The sequence below is a fragment of the Actinomadura scrupuli genome, assembly GCF_050971785.1.
Lineage (GTDB): Bacteria > Actinomycetota > Actinomycetes > Streptosporangiales > Streptosporangiaceae > Actinomadura_E > Actinomadura_E scrupuli.
This window is the reverse complement of the sequence record NZ_JBPCCU010000009.1, coordinates 190,624-208,063: the sequence shown is the minus strand read 5'-3', so window position 1 is coordinate 208,063 and position 17,440 is coordinate 190,624. Positions and strand designations below refer to the sequence as shown.

At 71.9% G+C, this 17,440-nt stretch carries 14 protein-coding genes; 4 read left to right on the top strand and 10 right to left on the bottom strand.

Annotated elements, in window-relative coordinates; translation table 11 throughout:
• Nucleotides 1-31 precede the first annotated feature (31 nt).
• Nucleotides 32-2,209 carry a molybdopterin-dependent oxidoreductase gene (locus tag ACRYCC_RS33485; protein WP_433817802.1) on the top strand — a complete coding sequence of 726 codons (2,178 nt, stop codon included), beginning with the start codon at nt 32-34 and terminating at the stop codon, nt 2,207-2,209.
• On the opposite strand, the gene ACRYCC_RS33480 is transcribed toward ACRYCC_RS33485, so the two are convergent.
• Both ACRYCC_RS33480 and ACRYCC_RS33475 read right to left on the bottom strand, forming a co-directional pair.
• The gene (locus ACRYCC_RS33480; protein ID WP_433817801.1) at nt 2,206-3,738 is read right to left on the bottom strand and encodes an LCP family protein; all 1,533 of its coding nucleotides are present in this window, start codon (nt 3,736-3,738) and stop codon (nt 2,206-2,208) included. The two genes, ACRYCC_RS33485 and ACRYCC_RS33480, sit on opposite strands and share 4 nt — an antisense overlap.
• 208 nt (nt 3,739-3,946) lie before the next feature.
• Nucleotides 3,947-4,432, bottom strand: coding sequence for a peroxiredoxin family protein (locus tag ACRYCC_RS33475; RefSeq protein WP_433817799.1), 486 nt, complete (start codon nt 4,430-4,432; stop codon nt 3,947-3,949).
• A 319-nt stretch (nt 4,433-4,751) separates the two neighbouring features.
• On the opposite strand from ACRYCC_RS33475, the gene ACRYCC_RS33470 reads away from it, so the two are divergent.
• Nucleotides 4,752-5,432 (top strand): hypothetical protein, encoded by a 681-nt coding sequence (locus ACRYCC_RS33470; protein WP_433817797.1) that lies wholly within the window; start codon nt 4,752-4,754, stop codon nt 5,430-5,432.
• Between the two features lie 6 nt (nt 5,433-5,438).
• Here ACRYCC_RS33470 and ACRYCC_RS33465 read toward each other — a convergent pair whose 3' ends face one another.
• The 5 genes from ACRYCC_RS33465 to ACRYCC_RS33445 form a co-directional block, all read right to left on the bottom strand.
• The gene (locus ACRYCC_RS33465) at nt 5,439-5,642 is read right to left on the bottom strand and encodes a DUF397 domain-containing protein (RefSeq protein WP_433817795.1); all 204 of its coding nucleotides are present in this window, start codon (nt 5,640-5,642) and stop codon (nt 5,439-5,441) included.
• Between the two features lie 278 nt (nt 5,643-5,920).
• A complete protein-coding gene (locus tag ACRYCC_RS33460; protein WP_433817794.1) occupies nt 5,921-6,778 on the bottom strand; it encodes a helix-turn-helix domain-containing protein in 858 nt (285 codons plus the stop codon).
• Nucleotides 6,779-7,054: 276 nt separating this feature from the next.
• The gene (locus tag ACRYCC_RS33455; RefSeq protein ID WP_433817793.1) at nt 7,055-7,456 is read right to left on the bottom strand and encodes a cupredoxin domain-containing protein; all 402 of its coding nucleotides are present in this window, start codon (nt 7,454-7,456) and stop codon (nt 7,055-7,057) included.
• Nucleotides 7,457-7,539: 83 nt separating this feature from the next.
• A complete protein-coding gene (locus ACRYCC_RS33450) occupies nt 7,540-9,144 on the bottom strand; it encodes a peptide chain release factor 3 (protein WP_433817792.1) in 1,605 nt (534 codons plus the stop codon).
• A gap of 143 nt (nt 9,145-9,287) precedes the next feature.
• Nucleotides 9,288-9,515, bottom strand: coding sequence for a hypothetical protein (locus ACRYCC_RS33445; protein ID WP_433817791.1), 228 nt, complete (start codon nt 9,513-9,515; stop codon nt 9,288-9,290).
• A gap of 630 nt (nt 9,516-10,145) precedes the next feature.
• Here ACRYCC_RS33445 and ACRYCC_RS33440 point away from each other — a divergent pair.
• The gene (locus ACRYCC_RS33440; RefSeq protein ID WP_433817790.1) at nt 10,146-11,345 is read left to right on the top strand and encodes a glycoside hydrolase family 3 N-terminal domain-containing protein; all 1,200 of its coding nucleotides are present in this window, start codon (nt 10,146-10,148) and stop codon (nt 11,343-11,345) included.
• Nucleotides 11,346-11,463: 118 nt separating this feature from the next.
• Here ACRYCC_RS33440 and ACRYCC_RS33435 read toward each other — a convergent pair whose 3' ends face one another.
• Entirely contained in the window at nt 11,464-12,144 is a 681-nt protein-coding gene (locus ACRYCC_RS33435) for a hypothetical protein (RefSeq protein ID WP_433817788.1), read from the bottom strand.
• Between the two features lie 283 nt (nt 12,145-12,427).
• On the opposite strand from ACRYCC_RS33435, the gene ACRYCC_RS33430 reads away from it, so the two are divergent.
• Nucleotides 12,428-12,694, top strand: a complete 267-nt coding sequence (locus ACRYCC_RS33430; RefSeq protein WP_433817787.1) for a hypothetical protein — start codon at nt 12,428-12,430, stop codon at nt 12,692-12,694.
• Nucleotides 12,695-12,760: 66 nt separating this feature from the next.
• On the opposite strand, the gene tatA is transcribed toward ACRYCC_RS33430, so the two are convergent.
• Complete coding sequence (gene tatA, locus ACRYCC_RS33425; RefSeq protein ID WP_433817786.1) at nt 12,761-13,018, bottom strand: Sec-independent protein translocase subunit TatA; 258 nt, start codon at nt 13,016-13,018, stop codon at nt 12,761-12,763.
• Nucleotides 13,011-17,432, bottom strand: coding sequence for an HAD-IC family P-type ATPase (locus ACRYCC_RS33420; RefSeq protein WP_433817784.1), 4,422 nt, complete (start codon nt 17,430-17,432; stop codon nt 13,011-13,013). Before ACRYCC_RS33420 ends, tatA begins: the two co-directional genes overlap by 8 nt.
• Between the last annotated feature and the right edge of the window lie 8 nt (nt 17,433-17,440).

The following is a 17,440-nucleotide window of genomic DNA, read 5'->3' as shown; positions in this document are numbered from 1 at the left end:
GCAAGTGGTCACTTACCCTTGAATGGGGGTCATGGGCACTGAGGAGCGCGTGACCTTCTGCCGGATCTGTGAGCCGTTGTGCGGGCTGGTGGCGACCGTCGAGGACGGCCGGTTGCTGCGCTTGCGGGCCGACAAGGAGCACTCGCAGTCGCGTGGATTCGCCTGTCCCAAGGGCATCGCGATGGCGGACGTACAGAACGATCCGGACCGGGTGCTGCGGCCACTGCGCCGGCGCCCGGACGGGGAGTTCGAGCCGGTCGGCTGGGACGAGGCGCTCAACGACATCGGCGGGCGGCTCCGGCGGATCCGCCGCGACCACGGCGGCTCCTCGGTCGGCTGGTACTTCGGCAACCCGGGGGCGTTCTCCTACTCGCACGCGATGTGGCTGCAGGGCTTCATGACGGCGATCGGCTCGCACTCGATGTTCACCGCGGGCTCCCAGGACATCAACAACCGGTTCGTCGCGAGCAGGCTGCTGTACGGCTCGCTGCTGCGGGTGCCGATCCCCGATCTGGCCCGCACCGGGTTCCTGCTCATCGTGGGCGCCAACCCGCTGGTGTCGCACGGCAGTGCGGTGAGCGCGCCGCGGATCCGTGACCGGCTGCGCGCGATCACCGACCGGGGCGGCCGGGTGGTGGTCGTCGATCCGCGCCGGTCGGAGACGGCCCGCGAGTTCGAGCACGTGGCCGTCCGCCCGGACGGTGACGCCTGGCTGCTGCTGTCGATGCTGCACGTGATCTTCGAGGAGGGGCTGGAGGACGGCGCCGCCCTCGCCCGCCAGGCCCGGGGGATCGAGGCGCTGCGCGAGATGGCAGCCGGGCACTCCCCGGAGGCGGCCGAGCCGCGTACCGGGATCGCGGCCGAAGACGTACGCCGGCTCGCGCGTGACCTGGCCGGCGCCCCGGCGGCCGCCGTCTACGGCCGTACGGGATCGTGCCTGGGCCGCCAGGGCACGCTCGTCGCCTTCCTGCTGGACGCCCTCAACGTCGTCACCGGCAACCTCGACCGGCCGGGAGGCGCGGTGTTCGGCTCCTCACCGCTGCCCTTCGAGGATCTCGCCGATCGGTTCCGGCTCCCCTCGTACGGCCGGCGGCGGTCGCGCATCGGGGGCTTCCCCGACGTGCTCGGCAGCTTTCCCGCCGCCGTGCTCGCCAAGGAGATCACCACGCCCGGCGCGGGCCGGATCCGGGCACTGTTCGTCTCCGCCGGCAACCCGGTGCTCTCGGTGCCCAACGGAGCCGAACTGGAGGACGCGCTGACCGGCCTCGACCTGCTGGTCTCGCTCGACCTGTACGTCAACGACACCAACCGGCACGCCGACTACGTGCTGCCGACGACCACGTTCCTCGAGCGCGAGGACGTGCCGCTCGCCTTCCTCAGCCTGCACGCGGCTCCGTACCTCCAGTGGGCCGATCCCGTCGTCCAGCCCTACGGCGAGGCGCGGCAGGAGTGGCAGATCATGGACGACCTGGCGCGCCGCGCGGGAGCGGTGCCCTTCCTCCCGCTGCCCGGACCGCTGCGATGGCTGGGCCGGCCCCTCGCGCGGCTGCCGCTGCGGCTCACCCCGGAGCGGCTGGTCGGCACGGCGCTGCGGCTCGGCCGGTACGGCGACCTGTTCGGGCTGCGGCGAGGCGGGCTCAGCCTGCGGCGGCTGCGGCGCCATCCGCACGGCGTGGTGCTCGGTGAGCAGATCGAGACCGGAGTGCTGCGCAAGGTCGTCAGGCACCGGGGCCGCCGCGTGCGCCTCGACCCGCCCGAGATCCTGGCGGAGGCCGCCCGGCTGGGCGAGCGACCGGCCGACGATCCCGGCTTCCCGCTGCGCCTGATCGGGCTGCGGGAGCTGCGCTCGCAGAACTCCTGGATGCACAACTCCGAGACGCTCATGCGGGGACGCCGCGAGCACACCGCCCGCATCCATCCGAAGGACGCCGCGGACCAGGGCATCGCGGACGGGACCGTCTGCCGGATCACCTCGCCGTACGGCTCGATCGAGCTGCCCGCCGCGCTCACCGACGAGGTACGGCCCGGCACCATCGCGGTTCCGCACGGCTGGGGACACCGCGGCGGCTGGCGGCGGGCCAACGCGGCCGGCGGCGCGAACGTCAACCTGCTCACCTCGTCAGACCCCGCCGACCTGGAAAGGCTGGCGGGCATGGCCCATCTCAACGGTGTCCCGGTCCGCCTCACCGCCGCGGGCCGGCCCGGCTAGTCGCCCTGGGTGAGACCCGAGCAGATGTCGCTGGTGGCGGAACGGGCGTTGGTGATGGTGGCCGGTGTCCTGGTCGCCGGAGTGCCGGCCGGGTCGGTGCCGGCCGGGTTCGCGGCGGAGGGGCCGGTGCGGTCGGCGCCGAGGGTCAGCGTGATCACGTTCACCCGGGCCGCCCTGACCTTCGCGCCGGGGAACAGCCTGGCCAGGGTCTGAGCCTGCGCGCGCCGGCCGGGGCCGTACTGGATCAGTGTGGTCGGGTGGTCGCGGGTGGCGGCCGAGGCGGGCTGCCCGGAGATGGTGAAACCGCGGCGGCGCAGCGAGGCCGCCGCCCGGGCGGCCAGCCCCTGGCTCGTGGTGCCGTTGAGCACCGCGACCCGGATGCCGGCTCCCGAGACCGCGGGAGCGGTGGCGGGAGCGGCGGCGGACACGGGCCGGGTGGTGGCGTCGCCGACCGGCGTGTCGTTGGCGAGCGCGGCGAACTCGCGGGACGCCGCCGGCTGGGCCAGCACCAGCTGGTACCGCCAGGTCGAGTAGCCGGGCATGGTCGGCGGGTAGTTCTGCGTCCTGACGGTGAAGAACTTGACGTTCGCCGGCTTGATGCCCTTGATCGACTCCGCGAAGCCGAGCAGCTTGGTCACCGAGCCCAGCCCCTGGTCGACGGTGATGGCCTTGGTCGCGTTGTTGATCAGGCCGTACAGCGAGGTGGGGTTGAGCAGCACGCCGTTGCTCTGCATCTTGTTGATCATGGACGAGATGAAGGCGTGCTGGCGGGTGATGCGGGACCGGTCGCCGCCGTCGCCCAGGCCCTGCCGCTCGCGCACGTAGTCGAGGGCGGCGTTGCCCCGCACGGTGTAGGTGCCCGCCTTCAGGTTGATGTGCCCATGGACGTCGTTGACCTTCTGCGGTACGCAGACCGTCACTCCGTGGATGGAGTCGATCATCTGGACGAAGCCGTGGAAGTCCAGGACGATGAAGTGGTCCATCCGGATGCCGGTGAGCTGCTCGACCGTCTTCCGCGAGCACAGCGGGCCGCCGTTGGCATAGGCCCAGTTGATCTGGCCCACGGTGCCCCCGACGACACGGCCCCCGGGAGCCTTGCACTTCGGGAGCTGGATGACCAGGTCACGGGGCAGGCTCATCACCGTCGCGTGCTGATGGTCGGCGGAGATGTGCAGGACCATGGCCGTGTCGGCGCTGCCGAACCCGCTGACCTTGCCGCCGACGACGCTGCCGTTCCGCCCCGCGCGGGTGTCCGACCCCATCAGCAGCACGTTGATCGGCCGGTGCGCGCCGGCCGCGCCGGGCCGCGGGTCGTCCGGGTCGTCGGGGATGCTGGTGATGTTGCCGTTGAGCTTGACGTACAGGAACGTCCCGGTGCCGGCGAGCAGCAGCACGAGCACGCCCAGCACCCCCGCGGTGATGAGGAGCGGCCTGCGGCGGGCGGCGGGCCGTCTGCGGTGTGAGACCCGCGGCTCCTCGTCGTCCTCGGAGTCGCCGGGCCGTGCGGCCGCCTCCACCCGGCCCGTCATGCGGAGGGGCCGGCGGAGTGCGACCGTTCCCGGTGGTCACTGATGGTCGTCATGCCGTCATCACTCCGTTACCCCAGGGTTGTTCTGCCGTGACATTACCGGGGTTGAGGACGCGCGGCGTCATGATCCGGTTGTCCGGCCGGGGTGAGCGGCGGGTGGCGGGCGACCGGTCCGGAGGTGCAGGCGCCCGTACACGGGCCGGGTCCGCTCAGCCCTCGCTGTGCGCGGGGAGGTGACCGGCGATGGTGGCGGCGTCGGGATAGGTGAGGCCGACGAGGGCCACGTGCTTCCAGCGGAGGATGCCGTCGGCGTCGATCACGAACACCGATCGGCGGAGCCCGAGCCCGGGCAGGCCGATGCCGTACGACCGCACGACGGCGCGGTCGGTGTCGGCGAGCAGCGGGAACCCGAGCCGTTCCTTGCGCGCGAAGCTCTCGTGGCTGTCGAGATCCTGCGGGCTGATCGCCCAGACGGTGGCGCCGAGATCGGTGAAGCGCCCCAGCTCGGAGGTGTAGGAGCACAGCTGCTTGGTGCAGACGCTCGTCTCGTCGCCGGGATAGAAGACCAGCACCACCGTGCTGCCGCGCTGCTGCGAGAGCGTCAGGTCCGCGCGCTGGGCGGTGCCGTCCCGCAGGGTGACGGACGGCAGGGTGAAGTCGGGGGCGGTCGTGCCGACATCGGGAGACTTCGCCATGGCAGGTTCCTCAGGGTTAGTAGACAGACCTTTCTGTCTTAAATAGAGACTAGGGAGCCCGGTGGCCTCGGTCAACGTCTGAGGAGCATCGGGCTTGCCGCGTAGGCCCGCCTGAACCGCCCGAAGGGACCCTGGCGGATCGCTGTCCGGCAAACAGCCATATTGCTTTCTGAATCCCACTTAACATACAGGTGGCCAAGGGTGATGATGGTCAGGGGTCGTGGAGCGGGTCGGGGCCGCTGCACTGCTGTGGGGTCGTGGAGCGGGTGTGGGGTCGTTGAGCAGTCACCGAGTGATGGTGCGGGGGAGTAGTACGCACGTGAACGGCAACGAGGAGTTCGGGTACCGCCTTGCCTGGGCGGTGGACGTCGAGAAGTACAGCTCACGTGACGCTCGCGCGCAGCTGGCCGTGCAGCGCGAGCTGAGCGGCGCGCTGGCCACCGCCGCGGCGGGCGCCGGGCTCGACCGCGGGAGCTGGCACACCGAGCCGCGCGGTGACGGGGAGTTCGCGGTGCTGCCCCTCGAGGTGGACGTGGCCGGCGCGGTGGGCGGGTTCACCCGCGAGCTGGCGGCCGCCCTCGCCGTGCTCAACGAGGGCAAGGCCGGGCGGCAGCGGCTGCGCCTGCGGTTCGCGATGCACTACGGCACCCTCACGCTGGGGCCGCTCGGCTACGCGGGGCAGGCGCCGACGATGGTGGGCCGGTTGCTGGACAGCAGGCCGCTCCGGCAGAGCCTCAGCGGTCATCTGGACCGTGATCTGGCACTGGCGGTGTCCGGCGGGCTGTACGACGACGTGATCGCGACCGGGTTCTGCGCCCTGGATCCCCGGTGCTTCGAGGCGTTCCGCATCACCGTGCAGGGGGCGGTCCACCGGGGGTACGTCTACGAGCCCGCCTCGATGGAGCATCGGCGGCCGATGAGGGCGGAGCCGCTGCGGGCCGCCGCCGAGGAGGCGGACCGGTCCGCGACCATCCTGTCCCTCGGCCGATGCGCACAGTGACGGAGGTCAGGGATCGAGCTCACCGCGATGGACCCGTTTCATAAAGCTCTTCCAGCCGGCAACAGAAAAGGTCAAAGTAGGGCCGCCGGGATTCCGGGAATTCCGCAGCCATACCGAACCGCCACCCATGGCAAGCTCGACGCAATCCTGGGTGGGTTCACTCCGACGGCTCTTTCGCCAAGCGGTGGAGGACGGCTCCGGCTCGGGCATGCTGGTCTCCTCTCGCGCGCCCTGTGTCACGCTTCGCCTCGCGAGATGTGCGTAGCCCGCGCGAGAGCCCCGCGGCAGTGGCCCGCTGAAATGAAGCCGTCCTGATGACCTCAGCCCAAGAACCTTCCACGACGATGTGTTCGCCCGCACGCCGACCGTCACCTCACCCCGGGACATCGGGGCCGAGCACCACCTTGTGCTGGATCTGTCAAAGGGCAGTGTAAACGTGCCGCTGGAAAGAATCTACGTCTCGATAGTGGCGGGTGGACGGCGGGGGTTCAGTCGTCGTTCGTCAGCCTGCCGAGCAGGGCAATCGAATCGTCGGGTGACAGGGAGATGGCTCTGAGTCGTTCGAATGCCTCCCGGTAACCGACTATGTCGTCCCGGACATCACGGCTGATCAGGCTGCCGCTTCCCTTCTCCAGATACAGGACATCGTCATCTTCGGCGTCGGGGAACTCGAGAATCACGAAGGGGCCATTCATGCCGGGATGTGCTCCGGCGCTGAACGGGACGATCTGGACGGTCACGGCGGCCCGGGCGACCAGGCCAAGGATGTGCTTGAGCTGGTGTTTCATGACCCCGGCCCCGCCCACCTGGCGGCGGATCGCCGCCTCGTCGAAGACGAAGTAGCACTTCGGTGCGTTCTCCCGGTCGAACAACTCCTGCCGCCGGCTCCGTACCTCGCCCGCGGCGCTGACCACCGGTCGCTCGTCCGGATCCGAGAGGCCTTCGGCCAGCGCCTGGGCATATTCCGGCGTCTGTAGCAATCCGGGAATCACCAGCGGATGAAATTGCCGGAGAGTCGACGCGGCGGCCTCATAACCGACGAATTCCAGGTACTGCGGCGAGAGGACCTTTGCGTAGTCGCTCCACCACGCCCGCTCGCGGGCGGCGCGGTTGAGCTCGGAGAGCTCCGTTATCCGGTCGGCCGAAACGTTGTAGTGGTCGAGCAGCGCGCGGAGATCGGTGATGGAGACCCGTACCGCGCCGGCCTCGATGCGAATGACTTTGGAGAGCGACCATTCCAGCGCCGCGGCGACCTGCTCCTGTGTGAGCCCAGCGGCCTCCCGTGCTCTGCGCAGTTCGACGCGGAGCCTGCGCTGATGAACGGTCGGGCTCTGGACGTCAGGCAATTTCGTGGGTCCTTTCCATGCCGGCGTGCCACGTGAACATAAACCGCCAGCAGGCCAACCGACACCTGGCAGGTCGCTAGGTCGCGAGCCTAGTGCCAAGGCAAAGGCTTATCAACTGCGTCCCGGTCATGAGTCTGCTATGGCCAGGCCATGCGTGCCTTCCGTCCTACAGGAATGGCATGTGTGACCTGAACGGCGGCCTGCCGCCGGTCGCTGAGCGTGCCCTCCGGAGCGTGCCCGCCGGGGCCGTTCGGCCGCTCTCGCGCCGCTGTCCGCTCAGATGCCGCGGACGATGAGGGTGCCGTGCATCTTGGGGGTGGAACGGCAGGTCAGCGGGTATTTGCCGGGAACGGTGGGGGCCGTGAAGGATGCCGTGCCGCCGCCCTTGACCTTGACACTGAACGCCGAGCCCGACGTCACGGTGTGCGGCACCGCATCCTTGTTGACCACCTTGATGGGCTCGCCCGGGTTGGCGGTGATCGGTGCGCCGAAGCTGTGATCCGAGATGGTGAGCGTCACCGCTCCCGAGTCGGGGGCGCCCACGTCGGCGGCCGCGGACCGGGTGGCGGTGGCGGGCGTCGTGGCCTGGGACGGACGTGGACTGCCCGAGCCGCCGCAGCCGCCGACCAGGGTGACCAGGCAGGCGGTGGCGACGGACATCGTGAACGTGGCTTTCATATTCAGGCAACGTACTCGGCCGGGTGGGCCGCTCCAACGAACGCCACGACAACGGTCGCCTTCGCCGCCCGGGCTGTACCGGTTCAGTCGGAGATGCCGGCGGCCAGCAGCGGGGTGAGAGTGAGCTCGGGGTGTTCACGCTCGATGGCGCGCAGCCGCCACTTGTCGGTGATCAGCGCGATCAGATCCCCGTTGAGGCTGCGGGTGAAGACCTCGACCCCGCGGATGCCGGCCAGCGCCGGCGCCGAGGCGGCGTCGGTGATCCGGGTGGTGCTGTACTCCAGCCCGTTGAGCACGACGGGCGCGTTGAACTCGTGCTCCATGCGATGGGCGACGACCTCGAACTGGAGCGGCCCGACGGCGGCGAGCACCGGGGCCTGGTCACCGCGGGCGTCGCTGCGCAGCACCTGGACGGCGCCCTCGCCGTCGAGCTGGTCGATGCCGCGCCGGAACTGCTTGTACTTGCTGGAGTCCTTGGCGCGGCAGACCATGAAGTGCTCGGGGGCGAAGGCGGGGATCGGCGGATAGACGATCGGGGTCCTGGCGTACAACGTGTCGCCGACGATCAGCCCGTTGGTGTTGGGCAGCCCGATGACATCGCCCGGGTAGGCGACGTCCACGGTGGAGCGGTCCCGGCCGAACACCGTCTGGGCGTGCTTGGTCACCAGCGGCCGGCCGCTGGAGGCATGGGTGAGGGTCATGCCGCGCTCGAACTTCCCCGAGCTGACCCGGATGAAGGCCAGGGAGTCCCGGTGCGCGCGGTCCATACCCGCCTGGATCTTGAACACCTGACCGGCGAACGGAGCCTGCACCGGACGCGGGTGGCCGTCGTCGCCCGGCCGGGCCTCCGGAGCCGGGGCGAACCTGCACAGGGCTTCGAGCAGGTCGGCGACGCCGAAGTTGGGCAGGGCCGCACCGAACAGCACCGGCGTGGAGATCCCGGCGCGGTAGGCCTCGAGGTCCAGCTCGGCGCCGATCTCGGTGAGCAGGCCCAGCTCCTCGTGCGCGGTCTCCCAGGCGGAGCCCTCCAGCGCCGCCGCCTCCCGCGCCGTCATGGTCGTCCCCGCCGCGCGGGTGGCGCCACCGGAGGCCGGGTCGAACCGGGTGAACGTCCCGTCGGCCCGGCTGATCAGGCCGCGGAAGTCGCCGGCGATGCCCACCGGCCAGTTCAGCGGAGCGGGGTGCAGACCGATGCGCTGCTCCACCTCGTCGAGCAGTTCCAACGGTTCACGACCGGGCCGGTCCCACTTGTTGACGAAGGTGATCACGGGGATGCCGCGGTGCCGGCAGACGTCGAACAGCTTCAGCGTCTGGGCCTCCAGGCCCTTCGCCGAGTCCAGCAGCATGATGGCGCTGTCGACCGCGGCCAGCACCCGGTAGGTGTCCTCGGAGAAGTCGGAGTGGCCAGGGGTGTCGAGCAGGTTGAGCAGGGCGTCGCCGTAGTCGAACCGCAGCACCGAGGAGGTGATCGAGATGCCGCGGCTGCGTTCCATCTCGAGCCAGTCCGAGGTCACTCCCTGCCGGCCGGCCTTACCATGCACGGCTCCGGCCTGGGTGATCGCCGCGGCGTGCAGCGCGAGCGCCTCGGTCAGGGTGGACTTGCCGGCGTCGGGGTGGCTGATGACCGCGAACGTACGGCGCCGTGCCGCCTGCGCCTCGATCTCGTCGATCTGTACTCCGGCGGTCACGTGACTGTCTCCTCCGCTGAGGTGCTCTTCGATGGCGTGCTCGCGCGCGGCATCGGACCGTGACTGGGGGCGTGGCCGCACGCGCATCCGACCGGACCGGCCGAGTCCGGCGGGCGGAGTGAACCGCCTTCCTAAGGTACCCGTTACTCCAGAACGAGACGGTCCAGCAGATCGAGGGCCGCGGCCCGTACGTCGTCCGGGCTGACGCCGTCGAGGACGTCACGGGCCTCGGCGACGTTGCGGGTGGTGGCACACGTCACCGCCACGCTTCCGGCCGCGGCCCGTTGCAGGGACCCGGCGGGGGCCCGGTCGGCGACCTCACGGGCACGCGCGGCGAGGTCGAGGTTGTCTGTCATGCTCGAGGCTGCCAACGGTTCTCCTAGGGTCGGTGGGCCGATCTTAGTATTCCGGCCTCCATCGAGTGTTACTACGCACGGTAGTCGAGAGCTCGCGACCTTGGCGGTCGGCTGAGCAGGCGAAACGTGACACAGCGGCCAGGCCGCAACCAATCACAGCGTATTGCGGCGGCAGGGGCGGCGAATCGGGCAGTGCCCGGATGGCATGGGACGCCCGACGGCAACGGCCTTTAGTCAAGGGATCCCGGGTGTCCGCGACCTTCCCTGTTGATCACGGACGCCCGGGGCCTCGAATCCCCTCAGCGCGCGCCGCCTAGAGGGTCTGATCAGCGGTACGGGGGCGGGCGGGCCGCGGTTCAACGCGGCCGGAGAACGCGGCCGAAGACCGGCTGGGGTTCATGTGGACCGAAAGCCGGGGAAGACTTTTCCGGCCGGCGGGCCGGAGCCCCTCGGCCCGTCCGGGGCCCGATGCGCCGCGGGCGGCCGGATGCGGGCCGCGAGCCCGCCGCCCGGCCGTCATGGTGGCGATCTGCCGATCCCGGGGAACTCGCATAGTGTTCGCGAGAGGCCGTTGCGAGAGGCCGTTGCGAGGGGCTGTCCCGGACGGGCGGCGGCCGGACGGACGAGGTCCAGGGAGGCGATCGGATGCGCCGGAGCCGGATGCGGGTCCGTACCGTCTGCGTGATCACCGTTACGGCGGCCGCGTCGCTGTCCTGCGGGGGCACGTCCGGTCCCACCGCGCTGGGCTCCAGTGCCGGTACGGTCTCGCCGCGCCCGGCGACCTCACGCCCGGTGGCGGCCACTCCCACCCCCACGGCCGGGGCGGTGGTCCCCCGGCTCTCGACCCGGCAGCTCGCGGGCCAGCGGGTCGTCTACAGCTACCGGGGCCGGACGCCACCGGCCGCGCTGTTCACCCGGATCCGCCGCGGAGAGGCCGCGGGGGTCATGTTCTTCAAGGCCAACATCGCCAGCCGGGCCCAGATCCGCGGCGTCATCACGCGACTGCAGAAGGCCAACGAGCAGAGCCCCGTCCGCGCGCCGCTGCTGATGATGACCGACCAGGAGGGCGGCATCGTCCGCAGGCTGCCGGGTGACCCGGTGCCGTCGGCCAAGCAGGTCGGCGCGTCGAGCCGTCCCGTGACGGCGGCGGGCCAGGCCGGCACCGGCGCCGGCCAGAACCTCCGGGGGGTCGGGATGAACGTCAACCTGGCCCCGGTCCTCGATGTCCACCGCACGGCCGGTGACTTCGCCGACCAGTTCCAGCGCTCCTTCAGCAAGGATCCGAACACGGTGGCCACCCTCGGTGCCGCCTTCATCAGGGCCCAGCAGCGCACCGGCGTCGCGGCCACGGCCAAGCACTTCCCAGGGCTGGGCACCGCGGGCGCGCGGCAGAACACCGACCTGGTCCCGGTGACCCTGCGAGTGCCGGCGAGCACGCTGCGCACGGTGGACGAGGTGCCGTACAAGGCGGCGATCGCGGCGGGCACCAAGCTGATCATGCTGTCGTGGGCGCGGTATCCATCGCTCGATCCGCACCGCCCGGCAGGTCTCTCCCCGGTCGTCGTCCAGCAGGAGCTGCGCCGGCGGTTCGGTTACACGGGGGTCACCATCACCGATGCCCTAGAAGCCGGCGGGCTCCGGGAGTTCGGTTCCACCTCCCGGCGCGGCGTGCTGGCGGCCGGCGCGGGGATGGACCTCCTGCTCTACTCCGCCCAGGACGTCGACCAGGGGATCAACGGGCTGAACGCCCTGGTGGGCGCGCTGCGGTCGGGCGGGCTGAAGTCCGCGGACTTCTCGGCCTCCGCGCAGCGGGTCATGGCCCTGCGGGCCGGCCTGAAGCCCTGACCCGCGGCCGGGTCGGTCCGTTCCCGGCGCAGGTGCCCGGAGGGCCGCTCCTCCGCGTTCCGCGAATCCTCCTCGAACTCGGGGACCGAAGAGGAACGGCCCGGCTTCGGGTGGTGCGTCAGCTGGTCACGTACAGCGTCTGGTTGAACGTGCCCGAGCTGCTCTGGCCGACCATCTGGAAGTTGCCGGTGATGCTCGCCGTGCCGGGGCAGTAGATGCTGCTGCCACTGTTGATCTTGTTCAGCGTGGCGCCGTCGATCCTGCCCTGCGCCGAGCTCACGGAGGTGTCCGGGCGGCTCGGGTTGGTGGGGTTGTAGCCGGAGGCCGTCACCGTGCCGCCGTAGTAGCAGGTGATCGTCCCCAGGAGGGGCACGTTGTGGGTGACGGCCTTGACCTTGGTGACGCTCAGGGTGATCGTGGCGTCCCTGCCGCCGGCCACCGGCGCATAGGTCACGTTGCCACCGCTCCACGGCAGGCTCTGCGGGGTCACCGTGACCGAGGAGCTGGTCCCGGGGACCGGGCAGTCGGGACCGGGGTTGTTGGTGAACGATGCCGCGCTGATGCTCAGGTTGGTGCCGTTGGACTGCACCGAGGCCGACACCGAGCCCTGGTTGCAGCTACCGGTACCGAACACCGTCGTGACCGAGGCGGGGCCGAGCAGGGACACCTGCACGTTGCCGGAGTACGGCGCGCCGGTCGGCCCGCCTGCCCGGATCGTGGTGGTGGCGGCTGATGCCGATGGGGCGACCAGGGCGAGTGCGGCGGCCGCGACGAGGCCCACGGTGACCTCGCGTCTCATGGAGACCATCATCTACTCCCTTTTGTCGGGTTTGGATGGCATCGTGAAGATAGTCAGTCGTGGCCGCGCAGACTATGCCGCCAGAAGCGGGCAAATTGATCGAAAAACCGATCAGTTTGTCTATCGCTGGATGGCGGAAAGTGCTATTGGGTGGGGGTTTCGTCCCTCTCGCGCAGTCTCCGGGGGCCGGTGAGCGCGGGTCTCTCAGGGGGGCAGGTACGGGTCTCCCGGGGGGACAGGTAAATGAGTGGCATCGGGCGGCCGCGTGGCGGACAGTGAAAGCATGCGGACAGCGACGGCAGGGATGATCCTGGCGGCCGAGGCGACCCTGGGATGGTCGGTCGGCCTCCGCGGTGACGCGTTCTTCGCCTTCGTCGCTCTGTGGGTGATCGTCCTGCTGCTGTGCGAGCTGCGCGGGGCGCGGCACCATCGCGCTCCCCTGACCGGCCGGTCCCGGCAGGACTCCACTACGGCGGAGCGCAGGCCGGAGGACACGGCGGCGGCCAGGGTCGAGGACTGGGCGGAGGAAAGGCGATCCGAGCTGGTCTGACGGGATGGTCCGGCGCCGCCTGACCGGGGCGGCGCACCCACATCCGTCGGAGGGTCAGCCGGAGGATCAGCCGGAGGGGCCGGGATCGGCCGGTGCCGAGGCGGGGGCCTTGGGCGCGGCCGGTCCGCTCCGGCCTTCCGGTGCCTGTGCTCCCGGCGGGGCCTCCCCGTCCGAGGTGCCGGAGGTGAGGTCGCCGGCCTCGGACTTGAAGATGTGCAGCGACCGGCCCAGCGAACGCGCGGCGTCCGGCAGCTTCCTGGAGCCGAACAGCACCAGGAAGACCACCGCCACGATCACCCAGTGCCAGGGAGCGAGCTCACCCATCGCCTTCTCCTTCGGTGCGTGCTCCCTCGGGTCCCGCTTCTTCGATGCGCGCTTCTTCGACTCGGGCTCCTTCCTGTTGCGGCGCCGGCAGCAACCGCCCGAGACGGGGGAGCAGCATCGAGGTCAGGGTGGCCGCGCCGGCCGCGGTCAGGACCATGGTCCACGCGACCGGGCCGAGGGGGGTGCACTCGAAGAACTGGCTGATGCCCGGAGTCTCGATGACCGCGGCGAGCACCAGGGCCGAGAGGGCGACGGTGCCCAGGACCGTACGGCTGCGCCACGCGGTCTGCAGGGTCTGCGCCAGCTGGGTCATCACCAGAGCGGCGAGCGCCATGGTGTCGGCGCGGCGGCGCCTTCCGGTGAAACGCCCGGACTGCCAGGCCAGCACGGCGCCGAGTGCGGTCACCGCCCCGCGCGTCGCGATGGCGGTGGCCAGTGCGTCGCCGAACAGGGTCTGCCGGGGCCGGGTCTCCGGTGACTCCTGGTCCGGAGCCGCGAGCGCGACGGCGAGGGCCGGGAGCATGTCCGTGAGCGTGTTGACCAGCAGGAGCTGACGGGTGGTCAGCGGGGCGCGGCCGCCCACCGCCGTGCCGAAGATGGTGAAGGCCACCTCGCCGGCGTTGCCGCCGACCAGGATCGAGGCGGCGTTGCGGACGCTGTCCCACAGGGCCCGGCCCTCGGCCATGGCCTCCACGATGGCGGGCAGGTCGGTGCCGGGCAGGACGATGTCGGCGGCCGACCGGGCGGCGCGGGAGTCGCCGGCCGCCATGCCGATCCCGACGTCGGCCAGCCGGATCGCCGCGGCGTCGTTGCTGCCGTCGCCGGCCATCGCGACGATGCCCCCGGCGCGTTGCAGCGCCTGCACGATGCGCACCTTGTGCTCGGGGCTGACCCGGGCGAACACCGAGGTCCCGGCGATGCGGTCGGTGCGCTCCTGGTCGCTGAGCCGGTCCAGCTCCGCGCCTGTGAGTATCCGGTCGGGGTCGGGGATGCGCAGCCCGGCGGCCACCGCCCGCGCGGTGTCCGGATGATCCCCCGTGATCATGACGACGCGTATCCCCGCCCTGGTCAGCCGGTCGATCGTCTCGGGCGCCTCGGGGCGGGCGGTGTCGGCGATCCCGACGAATCCGAGCAGCACCAGCTCGGCGGTCTCCCCGAGTTTCTCCACCTCCGCGAGGTCCTCGGCGCGGTCCTCCTGGGGTACCCGCGCCTCCGCGACGGCGAGGACGCGCAGACCGTCCGCGGCCAGCCGCCGTACGGTCGCCCACGCGGCCTCGCGCCGCGCCTTGGTGAGCGGCCGGGTGCCGTCGCCCACCACCACCCGGGCACAGCGGGACAGCGTCGTCTCGGGTGAGCCCTTGACGGCTACCTGGAGCATTCCGTCCTCGGTGCCGGTCGCGCTGGAGTAGCCGCGGGTGGCGGTGAACTGCGTCTCGTGCAGGAGCTTCCAGCCCGGGTCCGCGCCGACGTACGGGCGGGCGGCCTCGGCCACGGCCCGGTCGGTGGCGTGCCGGGCCGGCCGGCCCCGCGGGCAGGTCCGCGAGGCCGTGACGAGCAGCCGGTGGCCGGTCGGCGAGGTGGCCTCGACGTCCTCGGTCGGGCTGCTCAACCGGGTGAGCGTGAGCTTTCCCTCCGTCAGGGTGCCGGTCTTGTCGAAGCACAGGGTGTCGACCCGGCCGAGGGCACCGAGCGTCCGGGAGCTGCGTACGAGCACGTCACGCCGCGACAGCCGGCGTGCGGCCGCCAGCTGGGCGACGGTGGCGACCAGCGGCAGTCCCTCCGGGACCGCGGCGATCGCCACCGCGATCCCCGACGAGACCGCTTCCCGCACCTGGACACCGCGCGCGAACGACAGCGCACTGACCAGCGCTCCGCCCACCGCGGTCGCGGGCAGGGACACGCGCGTCAGCTCGTTCAGCTGGGCCTGCACACCGGCGGCGGCGACGGCCGGCCCGGCCATCGCCGCGGCCCGGCCGGCCTCCGTCGCGTCGCCGGTCGCGACGACCACGGCCAGGGCCCGTCCGGCGAGCACGGTGGTGCCCTCGTGCACCATGCAGGTCCGGTCCACCAGCTCGGCCCCGGGAGTCGAGACGGTCGACTTGGCGACCGGCACGGACTCTCCGGTCAGGCTCGACTCGTCCACCTCGAGATCGTCGGTGTCCAGCAGCCGGGCGTCCGCGGGTACGACGTCGGAGGGCTCCAGCGCGATGATGTCCCCGATCCGCAGCTTCGACGCGTCCACGAGCTCCGACTCCGGCCGGTGCTCCAGCAGGGGTGACTGATCGGCGCAGAGCCGGCGGCCCAGCGCGTGCTGCTCGACGAGCAGATGGCGGAGGGCGTGTTCCGCCCGGGTCCGCTGGACACCGCCGATCATGGCGTTGCCCACCATCACCCCGCCGACCAGGGCGGCGTCGATCCCCGAGCCGACGATCGCGGAGGCCGCCGCACCCAGGACCAGTACCGGTGTGAGCGGGTCGCGCAGCTCGTACTCCACGGCGCGGGCGAGTTCGGCCACGGCCCGCGCCGGCCGCGGCAGCCGGCGGCCGGGCGCGCGCGGGGCGCCGTGGACGGCGGCGAGTCTCCTGGCGCGCCGCAGCGCGGTCTGGGCGTCCATCGCGTACCAGGCGAGGCGGGGGGTCGGCGGGGGGCAGGGGCGGACCGCCGCGCGATGCCCCGACACCGCCCCGCCGACCAGTGCGATCAGCGCGGCGGTGTGCACGGGAGCGAAGCTCAGCGCGGCCGGGGTCCGTCGGCCGGTGACGGCCATCAGGCTGCCCAGGGTGGAGCCGCCGAACGCGAGCCGGACCCCGCGCCGGGTGGCCTCCCGCGCCGTGCCGACGGCCGCGAGGAGCCGCCATACCTGTTCGAGGCCGGGCCCGCAGATCAGGTCCGCTCCCCACAGTGCCGGGCGGCCTTCCCTGATCACCGAGAGGGACACGTCCGCCGCGAGCGCCGCCGCTTCGTCCCCGCCGACCAGGAGCACGCCGTGCCCGTCCGCCTGGAGCCGGCGTACGTGCTCGGCCAGCGGCTCGGTGACCTCCAGCGTGGCGTCGGCCTGGGAGATCAGCTCCGCGATGCTCGCATGGCCGGTGACCAGCACCTTCAGGTCGCTGACCCGTGCCGCGGTCAGGGTCGCGTCCGCCAGCGGATGGATGCCGCAGCCGATGAGGACCTCCCCGAGCGGGTCGCCGTCCGGAGCCGAGACCCGCGCGCGCAACCCCCGCGGATCGCCCGGTGAGCCGCCCGCGAGCCGCTTCAGCCGGCGGCCCTCCGCATCCGGCAGGCCGCGGATCTCCGGATCGTCGGCGAGCAGCCGGACCGCGGCGCGCCAGACCTCCCGGTCGTCCACGGAGCCGTGGCCGCGGGCGCCCAGGATCTGCACGCCGTCGTCGCAGAACACCGCCGCGTCGAAGACGACCGCGCTCAGCCGTTCCATCCGCCGGTAGGCCCTGGTGTCCATGGTCACCACGCCCTGCCGCGCCAGCAGGCGGTCCAGCATGGCGGCGAACCCCTCCCGGCCGAGCCGCGCCGCCCTCGGGACCGCCGCGAGCAGCAGGTCGGCCGCGGTGCCCGGGTCGCGGGTGAGCGCCAGTATCCCGCCGGTGCCGACGAGTGCGGCCAGCGCGGCGCGGTCGTCGTAGGACTCCAGCGGGCCGGCGGGGAGCGGGCAGGGCCGATCCCGCCGCTCGGGCGCCTGGGCCGGCAGGCCGCCCGCGGCGATCTCCGGCTCCCGTCGCGACCAGGCCGCCCGCCGCTCCCGCAGCTCCGCCACCTGCAGCATCCGGTGCAGCCCGTCCACGACCAGCATCGTCGGCTCCTGGGTGAGCCCGTGGACCACCGCGTTGCCCATCGCCAGCACGAAGTCGGTGCCGTACGGCCCGAGCCGGGCCTCCACCTGCCGCCGTAACCGCGGCTGGTTGTCCAGGACGGAGAACAACAGCCTGGCGCCGCGGTGCACCCTGGGCAGCCGGACGACCCGGCCGGCGGTGGCCACCGCGATGGCCACTCCGTCGGCCATGAGCGCGAGCGTCTCCGCGGTGAGCGGCTCGGGATCGGCCGGATGTCCCTGGCCGGGCAGGCTCTCGTCCCGGACGCCCAGGGCCTCCTCGACCTCCTCGACCGTCTCCACCATCAGGTCCAGGCTCAGGCCCAGGTGCTCCTCGTCGAACGCGACGACGGCCTCACCGGTCACCACGTTGGTCTCCACCTCGAGCACGCCGTCCAGCCGGCGCAGCGCGGTCTCGAGCGCCTGGCGCGGCCGGGGACCGCCGGCCGTGATCCCGCGCACCTCGATGTAGGCGCGTCCGTCCTGGGACCACACGCGGCGCTGCCTGCGCGGGCCGACGAGATTGGCCAGCCCGGTACGGGCGGACAGGGTGCTCACGAGCTGCGCGGACCGCATCACGGGTGCCATCAGCACAC